Source organism: Desulfacinum hydrothermale DSM 13146 (assembly GCF_900176285.1).
GTDB classification, from domain to species: domain Bacteria; phylum Desulfobacterota; class Syntrophobacteria; order Syntrophobacterales; family DSM-9756; genus Desulfacinum; species Desulfacinum hydrothermale.
In genome coordinates this window covers 38,564-57,439 of sequence record NZ_FWXF01000006.1, presented here as the reverse complement: position 1 = coordinate 57,439, position 18,876 = coordinate 38,564, and the positions used below count along the sequence as shown (strand labels likewise).

Here is an 18,876-nt window from a genome sequence, read left to right as displayed (position 1 = left end):
GCATGGCGCGCGCTTTATCGGACAAGGCCCTTCTGATTCTTCTTCTGCTGGCCGCCAGTGCGCTCGTCTGTGCCGTGCTGGCGCTCCTCTTCGCCGTTCCCTACTACGGCTTTGCGCGGATTCATCCCAGGCTTCCGCTGTGGGCCGGGCTTTTTTTCGGCGGTCTCGCTGCGGCGCAACTGGGCGTCGTGGCCTTGCTGGTCACCGCCGCCTTGCGAGGCCGCGACGTGCCCTTTTCCGCCACCCTGCGCGGCTTCACCGCCAAGGGCCTGCTTCCTCTCCTTGTCTTCGTGGGTCGGCTGGTGGGCATTTCCAAAAGGCAGGTCCAGCATGCCTTCGTGGCCTTCAACAACGAGCTGGTCCTGGCCCGCTGCCGCTCGGGACAACCTCCCCGAAGGATCTTGCTGCTCATGCCCCACTGCCTCCAGCGGGCCGAATGTTCCGTTCGCATCACCTACCACGTCTCCAACTGCAAGCGTTGCGGCCAGTGCCCCATCGGTGGCCTTCTGGCGCTGAGCGAGACCTACGGAGTGGATCTGGCGGTGGCCACGGGGGGGACCATCGCCCGCCGCATCGTGGTGCAGACCCGGCCCGATTTGATCGTGGCCGTGGCCTGTGAGCGCGATCTGGTGAGCGGGATCCAGGACACGCTGCCCCTGCCCGTTTACGGGATCTTCAACCAACGGCCCAATGGGCCCTGTTTCAATACTCTGGTGCCCCTGGACCGGGTTCGCTCCGTTTTGGACCAGGTGCTGCAACGGGAGGCGCTCCATGGATAACGTTCGCGCCACCGCCCACCGGATCCTCCTGCAGATGGAATGGCGGCCGGCCCATCCCGATCGACTGCTGCGCACGGCCCTGGAGCGCCATCGGGATATGAGCGACCGTGACCGGGCGTTGCTCACCGAGCTGGTCTACGGGGTGCTGCGCTGGAGGCGCCGCCTGGACTGGCACCTGGAGGTGCTGGTTGGCCGGAAGAAGGTGGATCCTCCGGTGCGGACCCTGCTGCGCTTGGGTCTCTATCAGATCCTCTTTCTCACCAAGGTGCCCGCCCATGCGGCCGTGAATGAAACGGTGGAGTTGGCCAAAACGGCCCATCCCAAGCATATCGTGGGCTTTGTCAACGGTGTGCTGCGCCAGGCGGTGCGGCGTGGAAACGACTGGCCGTTTCCCGACCCCGCCTCCCAACCCGTTCTGTCCCTGGCCGTGGAAACCTCCCATCCCGACTGGTTCGCCGAATATGCCCTGAAGCGGTGGGGCTATGAGGAAGCGCGCCGGATTCTGGAGGCCAACAACCGACTCGCCGGGATCACGGTCCGGGTCAACACCCGAAGAATCGCTCCCGACCAGGTTCGCACCTGGTTCGAGCAACAGGGCGTCGCCGTGGAGCCTTCGCCGGTGCTGAGCGCCGCCCTGCGCCTTTCGTCCCTTCGCATGGACATGAGCCGCCTGGAGCCGTTTCAAAACGGCTGGATTCAGGTGCAGGACGAGGCGTCCCAGCTGGTGTCCCTGGCCCTTGCGCCCGAACCCGGCGAGCGGGTGCTGGACCTGTGCGCCGGGTTCGGCGGAAAGACCACGCACCTGGCCGCCCTCATGGAGGATCGGGGGGAGATCACGGCGGTGGATGAGGCGGCCTGGAAGCTGGAAGCCCTCCAGGACAACGCCCGCCGCCAGGGATGGACCTGCATCCGAACCCACGTCGCCGATGCGCTCACCCTGGACCCGGACCGGTTGGGACTTTTCGACCGGGTGCTGGTGGACGCTCCGTGCACGGGCTTTGGGGTGCTGAGACGCCATCCGGACATCAAGTGGCGGCGTTCCATCAAGGCGCCTTTCCGGGCGTCCCGGACCCAGTCGGCCCTGTTGCGCCAGGCCGCTCGGTTTGTTAGAAGGGGCGGGATTCTGGTTTACGCCACCTGCACCATCTTCCAAGAGGAAAACCGGGGGGTAGTGGAAGGGTTCCTGCGCGATGAGTCCCAATGGGGGACGGAGCCGGTGATCGGGGTGCTCCCCCAGTCCTGCCGGGACATGGCGGACGGGTCCTACCTCCAGTCCTGGCCGCACCGGCACGGAACGGACGGCTTTTTCATCGCCCGGCTTCGGCGGGTGGAGGGTAACGAGTGACGCCTGTTTTCCCCTTTTGGGAAGGTGGGATGAGGGTTGAGGGCCGAGCCATTTTCTTGGACGGCCGGCATGATGGGAAAGGAAGATCGTGAAACAAGAGAGAAAACAGCTCCTTTCGGCATCCATTCTTTCGGCGGATTTCGGCAGACTGGCCCAGGAGGTGCAAGCCGTGGAGGCGGCCGGGACGGACTGGATCCACGTGGATGTGATGGACGGTCATTTCGTGCCCAACATCACCATCGGGCCGGACGTGGTCCGGGCGGTCCGGCGGGCCACCACGCTGCCCCTGGACGTGCACCTCATGATCGCGGAGCCCGACCGCTACCTGCAGGACTTCGCCCATGCCGGCGCCGATTGGCTGGGGGTGCATGTGGAAGCTTGCGTGCACCTGCATCGTACCGTTCAGCGCATCAAGGAGCTGGGAAAGAAAGCAAGCGTGTCCCTCAATCCCGCCACGCCCCTTTCCTGGGTGGAGCCCATCCTGGAAGAGGTGGACATGGTGCTGCTCATGACGGTCAATCCCGGCTTCGGCGGCCAGACCTTCATCCGGCCCGTGCTGGACAAGGTGCGGACCTTGCGGCGCTGGATCGACGAGCGCCGTCTGCCGGTGCTCCTCCAGGTGGACGGGGGGGTGAACGCGGACACCGTGGACGAGCTGGTGGAGGCGGGCGTGGATGTGTTCGTGGCGGGATCGGCCGTCTTCCGCGGCGACGATTATGCGGTCACGGTGAAGGCGCTCAAGTCTCGGTTCCATTCATAAGGCGTCAGCTGTAAACGGTGAGGGGATCCGGCGCACGATTTGCGGATCACAGATGACGGAAAGGAGAGGGGACATGGAGATTCAAAAGGTTTGCGTATTGGGTGCGGGGATCATGGGTTCCGGGATCGCCCAGGTGCTGGCCCAGGCCGGGTACCAGGTGGCGCTTCGAGACATCGAAGATCGCTTCGTGGAAAAGGGCCTTGCGGGCATCAGGAAGAACCTGGAACGGGCCGTGGCCAAGGGCAAGATGGAACAGGGCGAAGCGGACGCCGTCCTGGGCCGCATTCAGGGGGCCACGGACCTGAAGGCCGCCGCCTCCCAGGCCGACTTTGTCATTGAGGCGGTCATTGAAAACATGGATGTGAAAAAACAGGTTTTCAAGGAACTGGACGCTCTTTGCAAGCCGGAAACCATCCTGGCCTCCAACACCTCGGGCCTTTCCATCACGGAAATGGCCTCGGTGACGGCCCGCCCCCACAAGGTCATCGGCATGCACTTTTTCAATCCCGTTCCGGTGATGAAGCTGGTGGAGATCATCCGCGGCTTCGTGACCGACGACGCCACCTTTGAGGTGACCAAGGCCCTGGTGGAACGCATCGGCAAGACCCCCGTGGAGGTCAAGGAAGCTCCGGGGTTTGCCGTGAACCGCATCCTGTGCCCCATGATCAACGAGGCGATTTTTGTGTACGCGGAGGGCGTTGCGTCCGCCGAAGACATCGACCGGGCCATGACCCTGGGGGCCAACCACCCCATCGGCCCCCTGGCCTTGGCGGACATGGTGGGCCTGGATACGCTGCTCTTCGTCCTGGAGGGGCTCCACAAGGAGTTGGGGGAAGACAAGTATCGGCCGGCGCCCCTGCTGCGCAAGATGGTTCGGGCCGGCTATCTGGGGCGAAAGAGCGGTAAGGGCTTCTACGACTATACCAAATGAGGAAATCTCCGAAGAAGCGAGTCAGGAGGGGTTTGTGATGAGTCATGATCGGGATGTGGTGATCGTATCGGCGGCGAGAACGCCCATTGGAAAGTTTGGTGGGAGCCTCAAGGATGTGCGGGCTTCCAGCCTGTTGGCGCTGGTGATGGAGGAGGTATTGAAGCGGGCCGGCAACCCGGATCCCGCCATCCTGGACGAGGTGGTCACGGGCGACTGCGCCCAATGTTTCGATGAGGCCAACACGGCGCGCACCGCCATGCTCAAGGCGGGCCTTCCCGTGGAGATTCCGGCCCACACCATTCAGAGGCAGTGCGCTTCCAGTATGCAGGCCCTGGCCGCGGCCACCCAGATGATCCGCGCCGAAGATGCGGAGGTGGTCCTGGTGGGCGGCGTGGAGTCCATGAGTTCGGCTCCTTACTACCTTCCCAAAGCCCGGTGGGGCATGCGGCTCATGAACCACGAGGTGCTGGATTCCGTCTGGGAGATGCTCCATTCGGGAAGCCGGCTGCTGGGAAACCCCATGATCATGGGCCAGACCGCTGAAAATCTTGCGCAAAAATACGGTATCGACCGCCAGGAACAGGATGAGGTGGCCCTGAGGAGCCATCACAACGCCGAGGCGGCCATCAAGGAAGGCCGTTTCAAAGACGAAATCGTCCCCGTGGAGATTCCGGGTCCCAAGGGCAAGGTCGCGGTTTTTGAGCAGGACGAACACCCGCGATTCGGCCTCACCATGGACGATCTGAGCAGGCTCAAGCCGGTCTTCAAAAAGGACGGGACGGTGACGGCCGGGAATTCCTCCGGGTTGAACGACGGGGCCGCGGCGGCGCTCGTCATGACCCGGGCCAAGGCCAAAGAGATGGGTCTCCAGCCCCTGGCTCGGATCGTGGCCACGGCGGCGGCCGGTGTGGAACCGGAATACATGGGCTACGGGCCCGTTCCGGCCACCGAAAAGGTGCTCAAGAAAGCGGGCATGACCCTGAAGGACATCCAGCTCATCGAACTCAACGAGGCCTTTGCGGCCCAGTACCTGGCCTGTGAGCGGGGCATCGGTTTCGACCGGGCCATCGCCAACGTGAACGGAAGCGGTATCGCCTTGGGCCATCCGGTGGGCTGCACGGGGCTTCGCATCGTGATCTCCCTGGCCTACGAGATGGCTCGTCGGGATCTGTCCGTGGGATTGGCCACCCTGTGCGTGGGCGGCGGCATGGGAATGGCCACCATCGTGGCCCGGGATTAGAAGAAAAGGACGCGGGCCTTCAGTCGGACGGAAGGGGGCGCCGCGCCGTTTAGAGCCGGCGGACAGACCCGGGGGTCTGCCGCCGGCTGTCTTTTTCCGGTCCGACGCTCGAGGAAGGAAGATTCCCCTTCTGCCTTCCACGCGCGCGGCCCTTCCAGCCTACGTGCCCATCTCCCAAGAAGACAGGTACTTTTCCTGTTCGGGGGTGAGCGAGTCGATGGCCACGCCCATGGAACGGAGCTTGATCCGGGCGATCTTACGGTCTATTTCCACCGGAACGGGCAAGACCTGAGCCTTTCCCCCCCGGCGGCCGTTTTGGGCCAGGTGGGCGGCGCACAGGGCCTGATTGGCAAAACTCATGTCCATCACGCTGGACGGATGCCCTTCGGCTGCCGCCAGGTTCACCAGTCGGCCTTCCGCCAGCACGTTGATGCGCCGTCCGTCCGGCAAGAGAAATTCCTCCACTTCGTCCCGGATGCGTTTCCTTTGTACCGCCAGATCCACCAGGGCGGGCAGGTCGATTTCCACGTCGAAGTGACCGGAGTTGCACAAAATCGCACCGTCCTTCATCTTGTGGAAATGCTCGCGTCGCAGAACGTGCATATCTCCCGTCACGGTGCAGAAAAAGTCGCCCACGGCGGCCGCTTCGTCCATGGTGGTGACCGTGTAGCCGTCCATAACCGCTTCCAGGGCCCTCAAGGGGTCCACTTCCGTGACGATCACACGGGCGCCCATTCCCGACGCGCGCATGGCCACGCCCCGTCCACACCAGCCGTAGCCGCTCACCACGAAGGTGCTGCCGGCCAGAAGACGATTGGTGGCCCGAATGATCCCGTCCACGGTGCTCTGGCCCGTGCCGTAGCGGTTGTCGAAAAGATGCTTTGTGTTGGCATCATTGACAGCGATGATGGGGTATCCCAGGACCCCCTTTTCCGCCATGCTCCGAAGGCGAATCACCCCGGTGGTGGTCTCTTCCGTGCCCCCCAGGATTCCATCCATCAGATCGCGCCGTTCCGTGTGGATGGTGGAGACCAGGTCTGCTCCGTCGTCCATGGTCAGCCGGGGTCGGATGTCCAACACGGCATGGATGTGACGAAAATAGGTGTCCCGGTCTTCGCCTCGACGCGCAAAGACGCTGATGCCGTCGTGGGCCACCAGGGAGGCGGCCACGTCGTCTTGGGTGGACAGGGGATTGGAGGCGCACAGGGCGACCCGGGCCCCCCCCGCCTTGAGAACTTGCATAAGGCGCCCCGTTTCCGTGGTCACGTGCAGGCACGCCCCCAGGTTGACGCCTTCCAGGGGCCTTTCTTTCTTGAAATCCTCTTCAATAGACGCCAACACCGGCATGGCTTGCGCCGCCCACTCGATTCGTTCTCGCCCTTTGGAAGCCAGTTCGAGATTGGTCACGTCCGCTGGAACTTGCATAAGATGTTCTCCTCGTTCGGGCATACCGGAGCGGTTCCGGACATGAGGTCCGGTTCCGCCCCGGTTATTCATGCTGATGGTTTCAGGGAATGGGATCTGGGTGCCTAACGGACCACGCGCATACCGCGGCGCTCACCGGAGGCTGCGGCCGGCCGGTCGGCACTGTCCATGCCCGCCAATTGAGCCAGTGCGTCGGCCTTGTCCGTTCTTTCCCAGGTGAAGTCGGGATCGTTTCGGCCGAAATGACCGTAGGCCGCCGTTTTCTTGAAAATGGGGCGCAGCAGGCGTAGATCTTGGATCATCTCGGCAGGTTTCAGACGGAAGACTTGACGCACCCACTGTGTGATCTGCTCCGAGGAAAACCTTCCGGTGCCGAAGGTGTCCACCATGACGCTCACCGGTTCCGCCACGCCGATGGCGTAAGCCAGCTGCACTTCGCATCGGTCCGCCAAACCGGCGGCCACGATGTTCTTGGCCACGTAGCGGGCCATGTACGAGGCCGTGCGGTCCACCTTGGACGGATCTTTTCCCGAAAAACAGCCGCCGCCGTGGCGCCCGTAGCCTCCGTAGGTGTCCACGATGATCTTACGCCCGGTGAGCCCGCAATCTCCCATGGGACCCCCAATGACGAAACGGCCCGTGGCATTGATGAAATACTTGGTTTGCTGATCCAGAAACTCTTCCGGAATGGCTTTCTTGACCACCTCTTCGATGATCCCTTCCTGGAGGGTCTCGTAGGAAACGTCCGGATGGTGCTGGGAGGCCACCACCACCGTGTCCACGCGGCGGGGTTTGCCGTCCACGTATTCCACGGTTACCTGCGACTTGCCGTCCGGTCGAAGGAAATCGAGGATGCCGTCCTTGCGCGCTTGGGTCAGGCGCCGGGTGATGCGGTGGGCGTAATGGATCGGCATGGGCATGAAGGTGCTGGTTTCCGTGCATGCGTAGCCGAACATGAGACCCTGGTCGCCGGCCCCTTGTTCTTCGAAAAGTCCTTCGCCGGCGGTAACGCCTTGGGAAATGTCCGGCGACTGTTTGTCGATGCTGCTGATCACCGCACAGGTTTTCCAGTCGAAACCCATGTCGGAATTGTCGTAGCCGATGTCGCGAATGGTGGAGCGCACGATCTCGGGAAGGTCCACCCAGGAACTGGTGGTGATTTCACCGGAAACCATGGCCATACCCGTGGTCACCATGGTTTCGCACGCCACGCGGCATCCCTGGTCCTGTGCCATGATGGCATCCAGGATCGCATCGGAAATGCGGTCGGCTATCTTGTCCGGATGGCCTTCGGTCACCGATTCGGATGTGAAAAGAAACCTTTCCTTGCCCATGATTGAGTTCTTCCTCCTTTGCATTGGTTGTGGAACCTGATCCACTTTGGTGGGCGTTCAGCGCCGCCGCATCGGTTGCCAACCCGATTTGAGCGTTTCCCCCGCCGAGGGCTGACCGAAAACGGAGTCCCCCTCATGAGGGCAGGGCGCGGCAGCGCAACATCCAAGCCTTGGTGGGCGACAAGTGATTGAACGGAAAATCCTGGATTCTGGCCACTTGCGACTCGCGCCTCACAATGGACGCCCCAGGGCGTCTATCAGGCAAACGGCTGGTCGTTCCCCCGACCCGTCCCCTGGTCCGGGATGGGTCCCCGAAAGGGCCCACGGCCGTCGGGACCCCCTTCCGTCAGAAAAGTGGCCCCGGCTGCGTCCCAGGAACAGGTTTTGCCTTTTCAGCCCGACGACCGGCCGGCAAACAGGCCGTCGATGTCCGCATCCGCCGTCTTCTGCCCCACGATGGCGCGATAGCACAATTCCCGACCCGTGATGGAACGCCGGTGGCAATAGTCGGTCTGGTCCAGAATCCGAAAACAGGTGTCCTGGAGTCGCTCCAGCAGGGTACGGTAGCCCGAATCATCTCCCTGGCTCAGGAACTTGTCCCGGATATTGAACGCAATCCACGATCCTTTGCGCATCAGGTTGAAGGCGTTGAGAAAGGCCCGGCTGGGAATGTCGTTGAAACCCAAGGCGGCCACCGTCACCAGCGTGTTGAATCCGTAGGATTGGAGCCGCTTGCGATTGAACTCATCCAGCTGCGCCAGATCCAGCACCATGTAGCGATCATAAAGACCGGGGCGATCCCGTTCCGCCGCCTCCTTGGCTTCCTCCAAGATATCGATACCCACGAGGAACTCGCAGTTGCGAAGCTCGTTCAGCTTCTCGGCGACCATGCCGTTGCCGGCACCGAAGTCCAGCACGCGCAGAGAATCGGGACCTCCGTGGCGTTCCATGGCCCGGGCCAAGAGGCGGCAGACCACGTTGGGGGAGTCGCAGCCGAGCTTTTCGTAAAAGAGCTCCTCGTAGAGCCCGGGGATTCGGTAGAGGTCCCCGTAGTTGTGCAGCCGGATCTTTTGCATCCGGCCGTTCCGTTCCACAAAGATCCACTCCTGGTCCTGGTCCAGGACGTCGGAAACCTTGGGAAAGACGATGCGACACTGGTGTCTCTTCATTGGGACCCTCCTTTGGGCATCCATGCAGCGAGGGGGGGACGGCTTGATCCGTCCCCGTTTGATTCGACTAAAAGATCTTTACCTTCCAAACATACGATCAGCGATATTACGCACCGAGATCGTTTTGATAGAAACATTTGGGGATCATACAGGGTGTGAAAAAGATGTCAAGGGGCTTTTTCCGTCTGGTAGGATTGTCACCAAAAAGACACAAGGAGTGAGGCGATGGCGGACGAATACGGAACTTTTGCTCGGTATTACGATTGGATGGAGCCTGTGATGGTGCCAGTGAGAAGGGTTCTGGAAGGGGCCGTGGCCAAGGCCGGCTGCCGGCGGGTGCTGGACGTGTGCTGCGGTACGGGAACCCAGGTGGCGGCCTTGCGCCGGGAAGGCGTGCGGGCGGTGGGCCTGGATCTGTCACAAGCCATGTTGAACCAGGCGGTCCGGAAGGGAGGACTTTGCGGGACGGCCTTGGTGCGAGGCGATGCCACACGGCTTCCCTTCCCCGGCGCCGCCTTCGACGGTCTCATCCTGTCCTTTGCTCTCCATGAAAAGCCCGCTCCGATCCGTCGGGCCATGCTGGTGGAAGCCCACCGCGTGCTGAAACCTGCCGGGCGCCTTTTTGTCCTGGACTATGCCCAGCCCGTAACGATCGCGGGCCGCATCGTCCTTGGGGTCCTCTCCCTGGTGGAACGCAGGGCCGGTCGGGCCCATTACCGATGCTTCCGGGAATACCTGCAGGCCGGGGGAACCGATGCCTTGCTCTCCTCCGGGAATTGGACCCTCCTCGAGCGCCGATCGTTTTGGAAAGGCACCGCCGGGCTCTACCTGGCCTCGTTTGGCCACACCGCGGACACGAAAGACCGACGTCCATGATGTGTGATGCGTACGCGGGGGCATTGACCTGATCGGGCACGATGGGTATTTGAAATGGAAGAAAGGAGACGTGCCATGAAATGCTCCGATCATATTTTCAGGCTATTGGCGCCGCTGGGGCTCATCGGGCTTCTTGTGAGCGGCTGTTTCACGCAAGGGGCGCGGAGAGCCGACGAAGCCTTGCCCACCGGCCTGCACCCGCCGCGCATCCAGACCAGTTTTGCGGTTTCCAACCTCTGGTTCGGAAAAACCTGGGAAATCTTCGTGGAAGGAGAAGACCCGGACGGAGACATGGACTATATCTGGGTCGAGGTGTCCCAGCTGGGCGGAAACATGTGGTCCAACCACCGGGTCTATCTCGAAGGAGATCGGAAGGCGCATTTTAAGGGTGTGATTCACCTTCCCACACCGTCCCTTCTTTCACGTTCGGGATGGCAGACCTTGAGGGCGGTGCTTCGAATCCACGACCGGGCGAACCATTACAGCAATCCCGTGACCCATGAAGTGGAACTGGGGCGCCCCACCAGGACGCCGGTGCCTGCGCAATGGAAGGCGGCACGTGCGCAGCGGCTGGGAACGGTTTTTTTCGATTTCGACCTGGACCGGGACGGCGACCATGAAAGAATTCCCCTGCTGCGCTGAAAGGCCAGGCCCGAGGCACGGGCCCGGCTGCCAGCTCTAAGTTTCCGTTCGTACTAAAAGTGTGCAACTTGGGCGTTCTCGGACGGCCCCAGAGATGGCTTGGTCGCTGTGCGGATCGCTTCCAAGGCGGCTCCGACAGGGTTGGAAATGGCTATCGTCGCCCAATGAAACGACAGACCGTTTCCAGAACCGAAGGGGTGCTCGGTGATGGTTCCACCGCCCTGAAGGGCTGCGCCACAAGCAAACCACTCCCTGCCTGTGTTTTCGGGCAGGTTGGTCTGTTTTGGGGCGGTCTGCCGGGAGGGATGAAAGGAGTTGCCGTGACGGTGGATGTGATTTCCGCGGCGATCCGGTTCGGGGCGAGTCTGGCGGGGGTGTGCCCGGTGGATGACCTTCGGTGTTCGCCCTCCCATGTGCTTCGCTTTGATTCGTCTTCCCGGGAAGAGGAAGGCCGTTGGCCGGAGCACGCCCGTTCTGTGATCGTACTGGCCTTGGTCCACCCCGAGGACAAGCCGGAGCTGGATTGGTGGATCAAGGAGTCGGGAACGGGAAACACGCCGGGCAACGAGGAACTGATCCGCATCGCGTCCCGTCTGGCCCGATGGATCCGGGAAGAAACGGGCCATGCGTGCTTTCCCATCCCCTATCATCTGGAGCGAGGTGGGCTCTTCATGAAAGATGCGGCCGTCCTGGCGGGGATGGGCCGCATCGGTAGAAACAACCTGCTGGTAACCCCTGAATACGGGCCGCGCGTGCGGCTCCGGCTCCTTCTCACCGCGGTGGATCTGCCCGCCACCCGGGGGACAGCTTTCGATCCCTGCGCCGGCTGTTCCATGCCCTGCCGCACGGCCTGTCCCCAACAGGCCTTTTCGGGCGAACCCACGGAACCGAACGCCGGCTACAACGTGACGCGGTGTTCGATCCAGATGGACAGGGACCGGGCACATGCCGAGTTACTTCCAGTGCCGGGGCGTTCCGGAAGCGGCCGGCGGATCAAGTACTGCCGCCGATGCGAACTGGCCTGCCCCGTGGGGAAAGAATCATTGTGAATTGAGATAGAGCCGCAGCTTGGCCAGATCGAAGTAGGCCTCGGCAAGGCCGAGCTTGAGGCAGGTCACGAACATCTCCCCGTCTTCCACGCCGATCTGCTGGGCCATGTATTCCTTCACCATCTGGAGGCATGCCAGGTTGGCCGGCAGCCCGTTCCACAGGTTCCAACTGCGGAAGTGGATGCTGAAGTGGAGCTTGCCGTACTTGATGGCCGTGTCCACGCCCCGAAGGCACTGGGTCGTCCCGGGCTCCTCCTTGTTGAAGGCGTTGGAGAGGGTGCGACTGCGCACCGTCTTCCCCGTGGCCCGGTCCGCCACGCGGATTACCTCCTCGTAGTCCACCGACTCGTCGTAGAAAAGGAGACTCTCCGGACGTCCCACCGTCATGTAGCAATGCTTGGTCCCGGGGCTGTTCTTTCGGTAGTAGTCGATCACCCACTCGATCTGCCAGGCCAGGTCCTGTCCGTAGGTGTAGTGTTCACCGGGCTGGGCCACATCCGTCATGTAGTAGGGCAGATACTTTTCCGCGTAACCGGGTTCGATGGGGTTGGGAATGCCCACGCCGGGGGGAATGTCCGGTTCCAAAGGCCGGGTGCCGGGATGGGTGATCTGGGCCGACACAAAGTCCAGCTCCCAGCGCTTGGTGGGGGTGCTGCCCTTTTCCACCTTGTATTCCCGGCCTTCCTCCACGGCCTTTCGAACCAGCTGGTACCACAGATCCGGAATGTCCCGGGCCACCACAAAAGCCGCCTTCAGCATGGCCGCTTCCTTTCCTTGTGGTTGTCTTGTCGTTTGTTTGCCGTCTCCGCCCCCCCATATACACCCTCGGCCCGCGGGGAGCAACTTGCTCAGGGTCGGGGAAAGCGCCGGTGGCGGCCCGTCACCATACCGCGGAAATCGGCTTGCAGACGATGACCACCGCGCACGAAACCCTTTCCCCAGACCGCCACGCCACTTCCCACGCCGTCCCCGGTCAGGGCTTTCACCGGAATGTGCCTTCCCGTGGCAAGATCCTTTCCTCCGCTCAAAAGCTTTTTTCCAGCCGTTCGAGTTGTGGACGTGCTGTCCGCCATTTCTTTCATCATCCAGCTTTCGGCGCTGCGCCAGTCGTTTGATTGGCTTACCGGGCGGAGCCTTCTTGCTTGGCGCTGGGCCACCCAGAGCCATTCCCCTTTCGAAGGAAGTCGGAACCCGTAATGATCCACGTAGGCCTGAGCTCCATAAGCGGTGACCCGAACCACCGGGCACGCCGTGTGCAACGAGTTTTTCACGTAGAATCGGCCGTTTCGAAAAACAATGGGTTCGTAGCCCTTGACCACCTCTCCCAGCATCAACCAGATCTGGCCGTTGCCCTCCACGACGGAGTCTTGCACTGTGATTCGAGGCAGGACGGCGTTCAAAAAGTTTACATATTGTTGGTTCGTCACGAGGGCTTCATTCATCCTAAAGGCCTCCAACTGGATCGTTTCGCCGGCCTCGGTCCCAAAACTCTTGGGCAGTAGCAGGGTGCCCCCTGGAATGCGATGCATCAAATCAAAGTCCGAGCTTTCCAAGGTCTCCGGTTGAGATCACGCGGCGCCGGGAGTGGATGCCGCGCGACGCGGCGGGCCGGGAACCTGGCCTTGAAATGACTTGGGAGGATAAAAATGGACCCCCACAGCCCCCACCAGGGCCAACAGCACCAGGGCCAAGCCCCAAAGCAGCGACCGTTGAGGTCCTTTTGATCTGGTGGGCCCGGTAGACCTCGCCCATGCCGCCCTTGCCGATGGCCTCCAGGATCACCCACTTGTCCTTGAGAACCATGCCGATGGGGAGCGTGGTGTCCGGTTTGTCTGAGGCCGTTGGATTCATGGCGGGGTCCCTTTTCTGTCTCGGATTTCTTCCGCCAGGGCGGCGAGTCCGTAGTCTTGGATTTTCTTTCGGAGCGTGGGGCGGCTGATGCCCAGGATTTGGCAGGCCCGGCCGTAATTTCCGCCCGTGTAGCGAAGCACCCGATCGATGTGGCGCCGTTCCACTTCCTCCAGGCTTTCCGGAACCCACGCGTCGTGCCGGGAGGCCTCCGCCTGTTGGGAGGGCGCGCGGAGCCAGCCTTCGTCCAGGGAAAGCACCTCGTCGGGGGAGTGGATCACGGCACGGCGCAGGATGTTGTGGAGCTCTCGAACGTTTCCCGGCCACGGGTAGGCCTGGAAAAGCTCCAGGTATCGGCGGGGGATGCGAGTGACCTGTTTGCCCAGCTCCGCATTGAGGCGGGTCAGAAAGTATTCACACAGGGGCACGATGTCTTCCGGCCTTTCCCGAAGGGGTGGGATGTGAATGACATAGACCTTGAGGCGAAAATAGAGGTCTTCCCGGAAGCGGTTTTCCCGAACCATGCGTTCCAGGTCCCGATTGGTGGCGGTCACGATGCGCGCCTTGAGCGGCAGGGATTCCAGTCCGCCCACCCTTTGGTATTCCCGCGTTTCCAGAACCCGCAGCAGCTTGGCCTGCAGATCCAGGGGCATCTCCCCGATTTCGTCCAGAAAGAGGGTACCGGCCCCGGCCAGCTGAATCTTGCCCATCTTGCGGGTGACGGCGCCCGTGAAGGCGCCCTTTTCATGGCCGAACAGCTCGCTTTCCAGGAGCGCTGGCACCATGGCGGCGCAGTTGATGGCCACGAAAGGCTCCCCCGGAGCCGACTGTTCGTGCAGTGTCTGGGCGATCAGTTCCTTTCCCGTCCCGGTTTCTCCCTGGATGAGCACCGGCGTGGGGTTCTGGGCCACGCGGGCGATGGCTTTGATCACCTCCAGGATCGCCGCACTGCGGCCCACGATCTGGTTTGGCTTTTGAACCTCCGTGATGACATGGCTCAGGCGGGCCAGCTCCAGTCGCTCTTCCTTTCGTCGCTGCACCTTTTCAATGAGAAGATCCAGGGAGTCCAGGTCCAGCGGCTTGTAGAGATAATCCGTGGCGCCGTGGCGGATGGCCTCCAGGGTGGCTTCCGTGTCCTGGAAGGCGGTGATCATGATGACGTCACCGGTGTAACCGCGCGCCTTGGCTTGCTTGAGCACCTGAGGGCCCTCCATGTCCGGTAGCTGGACGTCCAGCAGGATCATGTCCGGCTTTTCGGCGTCCCATAGGGCCAATGCGTCCCGGGCGTTTCCGGCCGTGAGGACCTGATGTCCCTTACCGGCGAAATAGAGTTCCAGGGTCCGTGCCAAGGAAGGATCGTCGTCAATGATGAGGATCTTCTGCATGAGGTTCGCTCCCTGAGATGGGAAAATCCAGATGGACCGTGGTGCCACGACCCGGTGTGCTTTCGATCTCCACGCTTCCACCATGGGCGTCCATGATCTTTTTCACCATGGAAAGGCCCAGGCCCGTGCCCTTGGTGCGGGTGGTGAAAAAGGGCTGAAAGAGCCGTGTGACATGCTGGGGCGGGATGCCGGGGCCCGTATCCTGAACGGCCAGACGAAGGACCGGAGCGGATCCGCTCGGGTCTTCCTTCACAGCCGCCTGAAAGCGCAGGCGGAGGGGGCCGTCGGCGTTTTGCACGGAGTTTTTGATCACATTGACCAGCACCTGCACGGCACGTTCCCCATCCACCTCCACGAAAGGCAAATCGCGGTCCAGCTCCTTTTCCACTCGAACGTCCGCCAGGGAAACTTCCGCAGAGGCCTGCTCCAGAGCCCGCTCCACCAGGAGTTCCAGAGCCTCGGGGCGAGCGGTGATCTGAAGGGGCTTGCTGTAGTCCAAAAGATCCCGGAACATGTTTTCCAGCAGTTTCACCTGTTCCAGGGCGAGGGAGAAGTGTTCCGCCAGGGGCCCTTCCCGGTCCAGGCTGCGCTGGAGGATCTGCAGGTTGAGCTTCACGGACGAGAGAGGATTTCGCATTTCGTGGACGACCCCCGCCACCAGTTCCCCCACGGCGGCCAGTTTCTCGGACTGGACCAGCCGGCGTTGCAGGACCTTCTGGGATTGGTAGGCCCGACGAAGGGATCTCTCGTTGGCCCGCAGTTCTTCCAGTGTCTGGGCGGTCCGACGGCTCATTTCGTTGAAGCTTTGTGCCAAGATCCCCAGCTCGTCCCTGCGCGAGGCGTTGATCTGCACGGAAAAGTCGCCGTCGGCCATGCGCCGGGCCGCTTCGCTCATTTCCACGATGGGTTGGGACATCCTTCCGGCCGCCGCCCAGGCAAGAATGAAACAGCTGAGAAGCAGCGCCGCCACAGCGGCCACTGTCCAGGCCAGCATCCACTGGACGGGAGCCAGAATCTCGCGCGTGGTCATCTCGGCCAAGAGGCCCAGGCGGTAACCACTGAGCCAGCGGTAGGCGCCCACCACCTCCCGGCCTTGAAAATCCTTGTAGAGGCCGGCTCCGCTTTGTCCGGCCAGGACCTGTTCAATGGCAAAAGAGTGGGGCGAGGAGATTTCGCCTGCGCCGTCGGAAAGTGCGTGGATCCGGGTGACGATCTCCCTTTGAGGTGTAAGAAGATAGGTCCGACCGGTGCTCCCCAGTCCGGCCCGGTCCGTCATCATGGGATCCAGCGATTGGCTCATATTCACCGTCGCCACCACGGTTCCCACCGGCTTCCCCTCTTCGCCCTGGATGGGCGCCGCGAGGGACACATGCCAGAGGCCATCGGGCCCGCGAAGGGGCGTGCCGAAGGTGGGCTCTTTCGGGGGGCGGATCGGTGCCGGCCGGGGTGCCTTGTCTTGCGGGCCGGCGGCGGCCAGGAGCCGGCCGTCCGCGCTGTAAAGGGCCATGGATTCATAGAGAGGCGGCGAGCCCGTCACGGAACGAAGCGATGCCCGAACCGCCTCCAGGGTTGTACCCGACTGGATGGGGCATCCGGACGTGCTGCACCGGGTGCAGACCATGCGCACCGGAGGCAGTGACGCCACGGTGGTCAGATCCTGCAGCCGTTCCCGGAACCAGAAGTCCAGGTGGTTCTTGTGGTCTTCGGCGATGGTCTCCATGTGCATGAGGGCCGTGCCGGTAAGTGCCTTGCGAGCCGCTCTGTAGGAGGCGGCTCCCAGAAGAGCCATGGGCAGGGCTGTGAGGAGAATCAGCACAACGAGGAAGCGATGAACGATCCGGGTCGGCACGGTTACCTCCGTCATGGGGCTAAGCCGAAAACGGGCTTCTGGTCATGAGCCCTTTGTGCGCCCGCCGCCTGTGGGATCGACCTGGCGGGTAGCCCCCATCGAGCGCAAGGGCTGTTCACTCACAGGCCGGCAGGAAACCTTGTCATGGCAGCCTTGACCGCCCGTCCGCACGAAAAGGAACCCACCGGGTCGTGTTGGGGGAGCCTTCTAAGCATGTCCGAGAAGGGCTTTCCGATTCAAGATGCCGGGAAACTTTCCTTTTTAGCCTGGGTTTCTCGGACCGGATCCTGGGATCTTGTTCGAGAACGCCCAGGTTGTTTCCTTACTTGCGTGGACGGAAGGTTGGGGTGCAGGCGCGCTCGTGCTACGGGCCTGGCGTTTCAGCAGTAGGGGCGGGTTCCGAACCCGCCCCTACAAGGCTCAAAAAGAGCCACGGGGCACAGTGGGATTTCAACCAGTTAAAAGCTCCCGAAGGGCCGCCATGCCATTGCCGGACACTAAGCACTCTCCCCTCCCTTCCGATCCGCCCCGCTTGCATGCGGGTCCTTCTTTTCACCAAAGGCAAGGGGAAGCCAGACATGGAAGGCCGTTCCCGCTCCAAGACGGCTCTCCACACGCAAGGCCCCTTCGTGATCCGAGACGATCTTTCGGCACACGGACAATCCCAGACCCGTTCCCCCATGTTTGGTGGAAAAGAAGGGGGTGAAGATCTTTTCCAGGTTCTCTTCCGGAATGCCGGGTCCTTGATCCCGGACGATCATGTGAAAACCACGGTCGTCCGCCCGGGTGGCCAGGGAGATGGTGGTGCCGGGCGGGGAGACTTCGGCCGCGTTTCGAACCAACTGATGGGCCAGCCACAGGAGATCGGATCGGCTTGCGTAGACCAGAGCCTCCCCGGCTTGGAGATGCAGATCCAGGTGGACCCCATGGGGAGCTGCGGCCTGGTTGAGGTGCTGTTGCGCCCGTTGGAACACCCCGTCCGGACAGAGGAATTGGCGTTCCTGGCTCAAGGCGTCCGGGTTGAAGTGAGTCAGGGATTGCTCCAGCACGCTCAGCTTTTCCATGATCCGCTGCAGGTTCCGGCGTCCTGGCTGGGTGAGGTCTTCCCTTCGAAGGGTTTGCCGTGTGAGCGAGAGGAGCTCGTGGATTTCCGAAGAGAGGGCCAACGCCGCCCGGCCCAGAGACGCCAGATTCCAAGCCTGATGCAGTTCCTGGAGGCGCTTCTTTTCCCGGTCGCTCAGGATCCCCACCACAGCGGCACTCGTAAGAAAGAGGACCATTTGGAGGAGGTTTCCAATGTTCACGCCGGGCTGAGCGTGCCAGGTCATGGCCACATGGGGGGCGTAAGCGGCCGTGATGAGCCCGGCCGTCCACAGGCCGGTCTTGAGGCCGCCGAAAAAGGAGGCCGTAAGAATGATCAGGAAGTACAAGTCCCGGTAGAGGGTGTGAAAGGCCGTCCGATCCACGGCCGTGCTGTAGTGAAAAACGGTGACTGCCGCGGCTGCAAGGATCACAAGCCCGGCCCATCCTTTGCCGCGCGGTTTTTTGTCGTTAAAATGATTCGATTCCATAATCGCACTCCCCATTGGGATAAGAAAGGCGGGGAACATCCCCCCGTTGCCAGGTTCCTTGTCATTGGCGGAGCAATGATCGCACCAATTGCTCTTCCGCAAGCGGATCAAGCTCTTTCCACCCATCCCCTTGCCGCATCACGGGGCCCCGAAACCGGAAAGTGAAAGGATTTTTCTCCCAGATGGAAAATTTCTTTCAACGCCTTTTTCACCTACTCCGAAAGACCAGAGATCCCAACTTGCCTTAACAAAGATCGCCGCCTGATCGGGCCTGAGGCCGTTGGGCTGGTGGCGCCTTGGAGGGGGCCGGCTTTGGATGGCGCGCGTTGTCAAATAGAGGAGTTGGTGGGTTTTCTTCTGCAGGAGTGCCGAGAGGCGCGATCCGTATGGTCGGAGGCCCTGTGATGATCCGCGGAAGCCCTACCGGGCATGGAGGGGCGAGACGGCATGGCGGCTTTCGCCGCTTCTGCAGGTGGCCTTCAGCGTGCGTCCAGGGTCCGTTCCCTTTTCCCGTCGTCGTTGAGCAAATGACATTGTTTCCGTACTGATCCCGACTTGGTATCGGAATTGCCTCTTGAAAGACCAATCGCCGTCCTCCCGGACCCACATGCTTCGCGAAGGACCGGTGACTCGCACCGGTTGTCTCCATGGGATGGGGGGCGGAGGCGGAAAG

The 18,876-nt window shown here is 62.1% G+C and carries 15 protein-coding genes and 1 pseudogene; 8 read left to right on the top strand and 8 right to left on the bottom strand.

The features are described from left to right. Positions 1–2 precede the first annotated feature (2 nt). The 5 genes from B9A12_RS06965 (at position 3) to B9A12_RS06945 (ending at position 5,055) form a co-directional block, all read left to right on the top strand. Positions 3–779, top strand: a complete 777-nt coding sequence (locus B9A12_RS06965) for a DUF116 domain-containing protein (protein ID WP_084057173.1) — start codon at positions 3–5, stop codon at positions 777–779. Beyond that, the gene (gene rsmB / locus B9A12_RS06960) at positions 772–2,124 is read left to right on the top strand and encodes a 16S rRNA (cytosine(967)-C(5))-methyltransferase RsmB (RefSeq protein ID WP_170920414.1); all 1,353 of its coding nucleotides are present in this window, start codon (positions 772–774) and stop codon (positions 2,122–2,124) included. The genes B9A12_RS06965 and rsmB overlap by 8 nt, the downstream gene beginning before the upstream one ends. Positions 2,125–2,212: 88 nt before the next feature. Beyond that, the gene (gene rpe / locus B9A12_RS06955) at positions 2,213–2,884 is read left to right on the top strand and encodes a ribulose-phosphate 3-epimerase (protein ID WP_084057171.1); all 672 of its coding nucleotides are present in this window, start codon (positions 2,213–2,215) and stop codon (positions 2,882–2,884) included. Positions 2,885–2,963: 79 nt separating this feature from the next. Beyond that, complete coding sequence (locus B9A12_RS06950; protein ID WP_084057281.1) at positions 2,964–3,815, top strand: 3-hydroxybutyryl-CoA dehydrogenase; 852 nt, start codon at positions 2,964–2,966, stop codon at positions 3,813–3,815. Between the two features lie 37 nt (positions 3,816–3,852). Beyond that, complete coding sequence (locus B9A12_RS06945) at positions 3,853–5,055, top strand: thiolase family protein (protein ID WP_084057170.1); 1,203 nt, start codon at positions 3,853–3,855, stop codon at positions 5,053–5,055. Between the two features lie 159 nt (positions 5,056–5,214). On the opposite strand, the gene ahcY is transcribed toward B9A12_RS06945, so the two are convergent. From ahcY to B9A12_RS06930, 3 genes and pseudogenes are all read right to left on the bottom strand, one after another. Further along, on the bottom strand, positions 5,215–6,480 hold the full coding sequence (gene ahcY / locus B9A12_RS06940) for an adenosylhomocysteinase (protein ID WP_084057169.1): 1,266 nt from the start codon (positions 6,478–6,480) through the stop codon (positions 5,215–5,217). A gap of 167 nt (positions 6,481–6,647) precedes the next feature. Continuing rightward, a pseudogene (gene metK / locus B9A12_RS06935) lies at positions 6,648–7,814 on the bottom strand (methionine adenosyltransferase); the annotation flags it as partial. Positions 7,815–8,206: 392 nt separating this feature from the next. Beyond that, a complete protein-coding gene (locus B9A12_RS06930) occupies positions 8,207–8,983 on the bottom strand; it encodes a class I SAM-dependent DNA methyltransferase (RefSeq protein WP_084057167.1) in 777 nt (258 codons plus the stop codon). Positions 8,984–9,208: 225 nt separating this feature from the next. Between B9A12_RS06930 and B9A12_RS06925 the strand changes: the two genes are divergently transcribed. From B9A12_RS06925 to B9A12_RS06915, 3 genes are all read left to right on the top strand, one after another. Next, positions 9,209–9,859: a class I SAM-dependent methyltransferase gene (locus B9A12_RS06925; RefSeq protein ID WP_084057166.1), complete on the top strand. Its 651-nt coding sequence runs from the start codon at positions 9,209–9,211 to the stop codon at positions 9,857–9,859. A 75-nt stretch (positions 9,860–9,934) separates the two neighbouring features. Beyond that, entirely contained in the window at positions 9,935–10,501 is a 567-nt protein-coding gene (locus tag B9A12_RS06920) for a hypothetical protein (protein WP_084057165.1), read from the top strand. 305 nt (positions 10,502–10,806) lie between these two features. Beyond that, positions 10,807–11,550: an epoxyqueuosine reductase gene (locus B9A12_RS06915; protein WP_084057164.1), complete on the top strand. Its 744-nt coding sequence runs from the start codon at positions 10,807–10,809 to the stop codon at positions 11,548–11,550. Here the strand turns inward: B9A12_RS06915 and B9A12_RS17295 are convergent. From B9A12_RS17295 to B9A12_RS06885, 5 genes are all read right to left on the bottom strand, one after another. Then, positions 11,542–12,309: a thymidylate synthase family protein gene (locus B9A12_RS17295; RefSeq protein ID WP_084057163.1), complete on the bottom strand. Its 768-nt coding sequence runs from the start codon at positions 12,307–12,309 to the stop codon at positions 11,542–11,544. The genes B9A12_RS06915 and B9A12_RS17295 overlap by 9 nt on opposite strands. Before the next feature lie 89 nt (positions 12,310–12,398). Then, positions 12,399–13,079: an SUMF1/EgtB/PvdO family nonheme iron enzyme gene (locus tag B9A12_RS06905; RefSeq protein ID WP_084057162.1), complete on the bottom strand. Its 681-nt coding sequence runs from the start codon at positions 13,077–13,079 to the stop codon at positions 12,399–12,401. A gap of 318 nt (positions 13,080–13,397) precedes the next feature. After that, complete coding sequence (locus B9A12_RS06895) at positions 13,398–14,783, bottom strand: sigma-54-dependent transcriptional regulator (protein WP_084057160.1); 1,386 nt, start codon at positions 14,781–14,783, stop codon at positions 13,398–13,400. After that, complete coding sequence (locus B9A12_RS06890; RefSeq protein WP_170920413.1) at positions 14,761–16,632, bottom strand: ATP-binding protein; 1,872 nt, start codon at positions 16,630–16,632, stop codon at positions 14,761–14,763. Before B9A12_RS06890 ends, B9A12_RS06895 begins: the two co-directional genes overlap by 23 nt. A gap of 497 nt (positions 16,633–17,129) precedes the next feature. Next, positions 17,130–18,146 (bottom strand): ATP-binding protein, encoded by a 1,017-nt coding sequence (locus tag B9A12_RS06885; protein ID WP_170920412.1) that lies wholly within the window; start codon positions 18,144–18,146, stop codon positions 17,130–17,132. Positions 18,147–18,876: the final 730 nt, after the last annotated feature.

Coding starts and splice junctions, on each gene's coding strand:
- B9A12_RS06965 (WP_084057173.1), top strand. CDS start 3: ATGGCGCGCGCTTTATCGGACAAGGCCCTTCTGATTCTTCTTCTGCTG.
- rsmB (WP_170920414.1), top strand. CDS start 772: ATGGATAACGTTCGCGCCACCGCCCACCGGATCCTCCTGCAGATGGAA.
- B9A12_RS06945 (WP_084057170.1), top strand. CDS start 3,853: ATGAGTCATGATCGGGATGTGGTGATCGTATCGGCGGCGAGAACGCCC.
- ahcY (WP_084057169.1), bottom strand. CDS start 6,480: ATGCAAGTTCCAGCGGACGTGACCAATCTCGAACTGGCTTCCAAAGGG.
- B9A12_RS06930 (WP_084057167.1), bottom strand. CDS start 8,983: ATGAAGAGACACCAGTGTCGCATCGTCTTTCCCAAGGTTTCCGACGTC.
- B9A12_RS06925 (WP_084057166.1), top strand. CDS start 9,209: ATGGCGGACGAATACGGAACTTTTGCTCGGTATTACGATTGGATGGAG.
- B9A12_RS06920 (WP_084057165.1), top strand. CDS start 9,935: ATGAAATGCTCCGATCATATTTTCAGGCTATTGGCGCCGCTGGGGCTC.
- B9A12_RS06915 (WP_084057164.1), top strand. CDS start 10,807: ATGAAAGGAGTTGCCGTGACGGTGGATGTGATTTCCGCGGCGATCCGG.
- B9A12_RS17295 (WP_084057163.1), bottom strand. CDS start 12,309: ATGCTGAAGGCGGCTTTTGTGGTGGCCCGGGACATTCCGGATCTGTGG.
- B9A12_RS06905 (WP_084057162.1), bottom strand. CDS start 13,079: ATGCATCGCATTCCAGGGGGCACCCTGCTACTGCCCAAGAGTTTTGGG.
- B9A12_RS06895 (WP_084057160.1), bottom strand. CDS start 14,783: ATGCAGAAGATCCTCATCATTGACGACGATCCTTCCTTGGCACGGACC.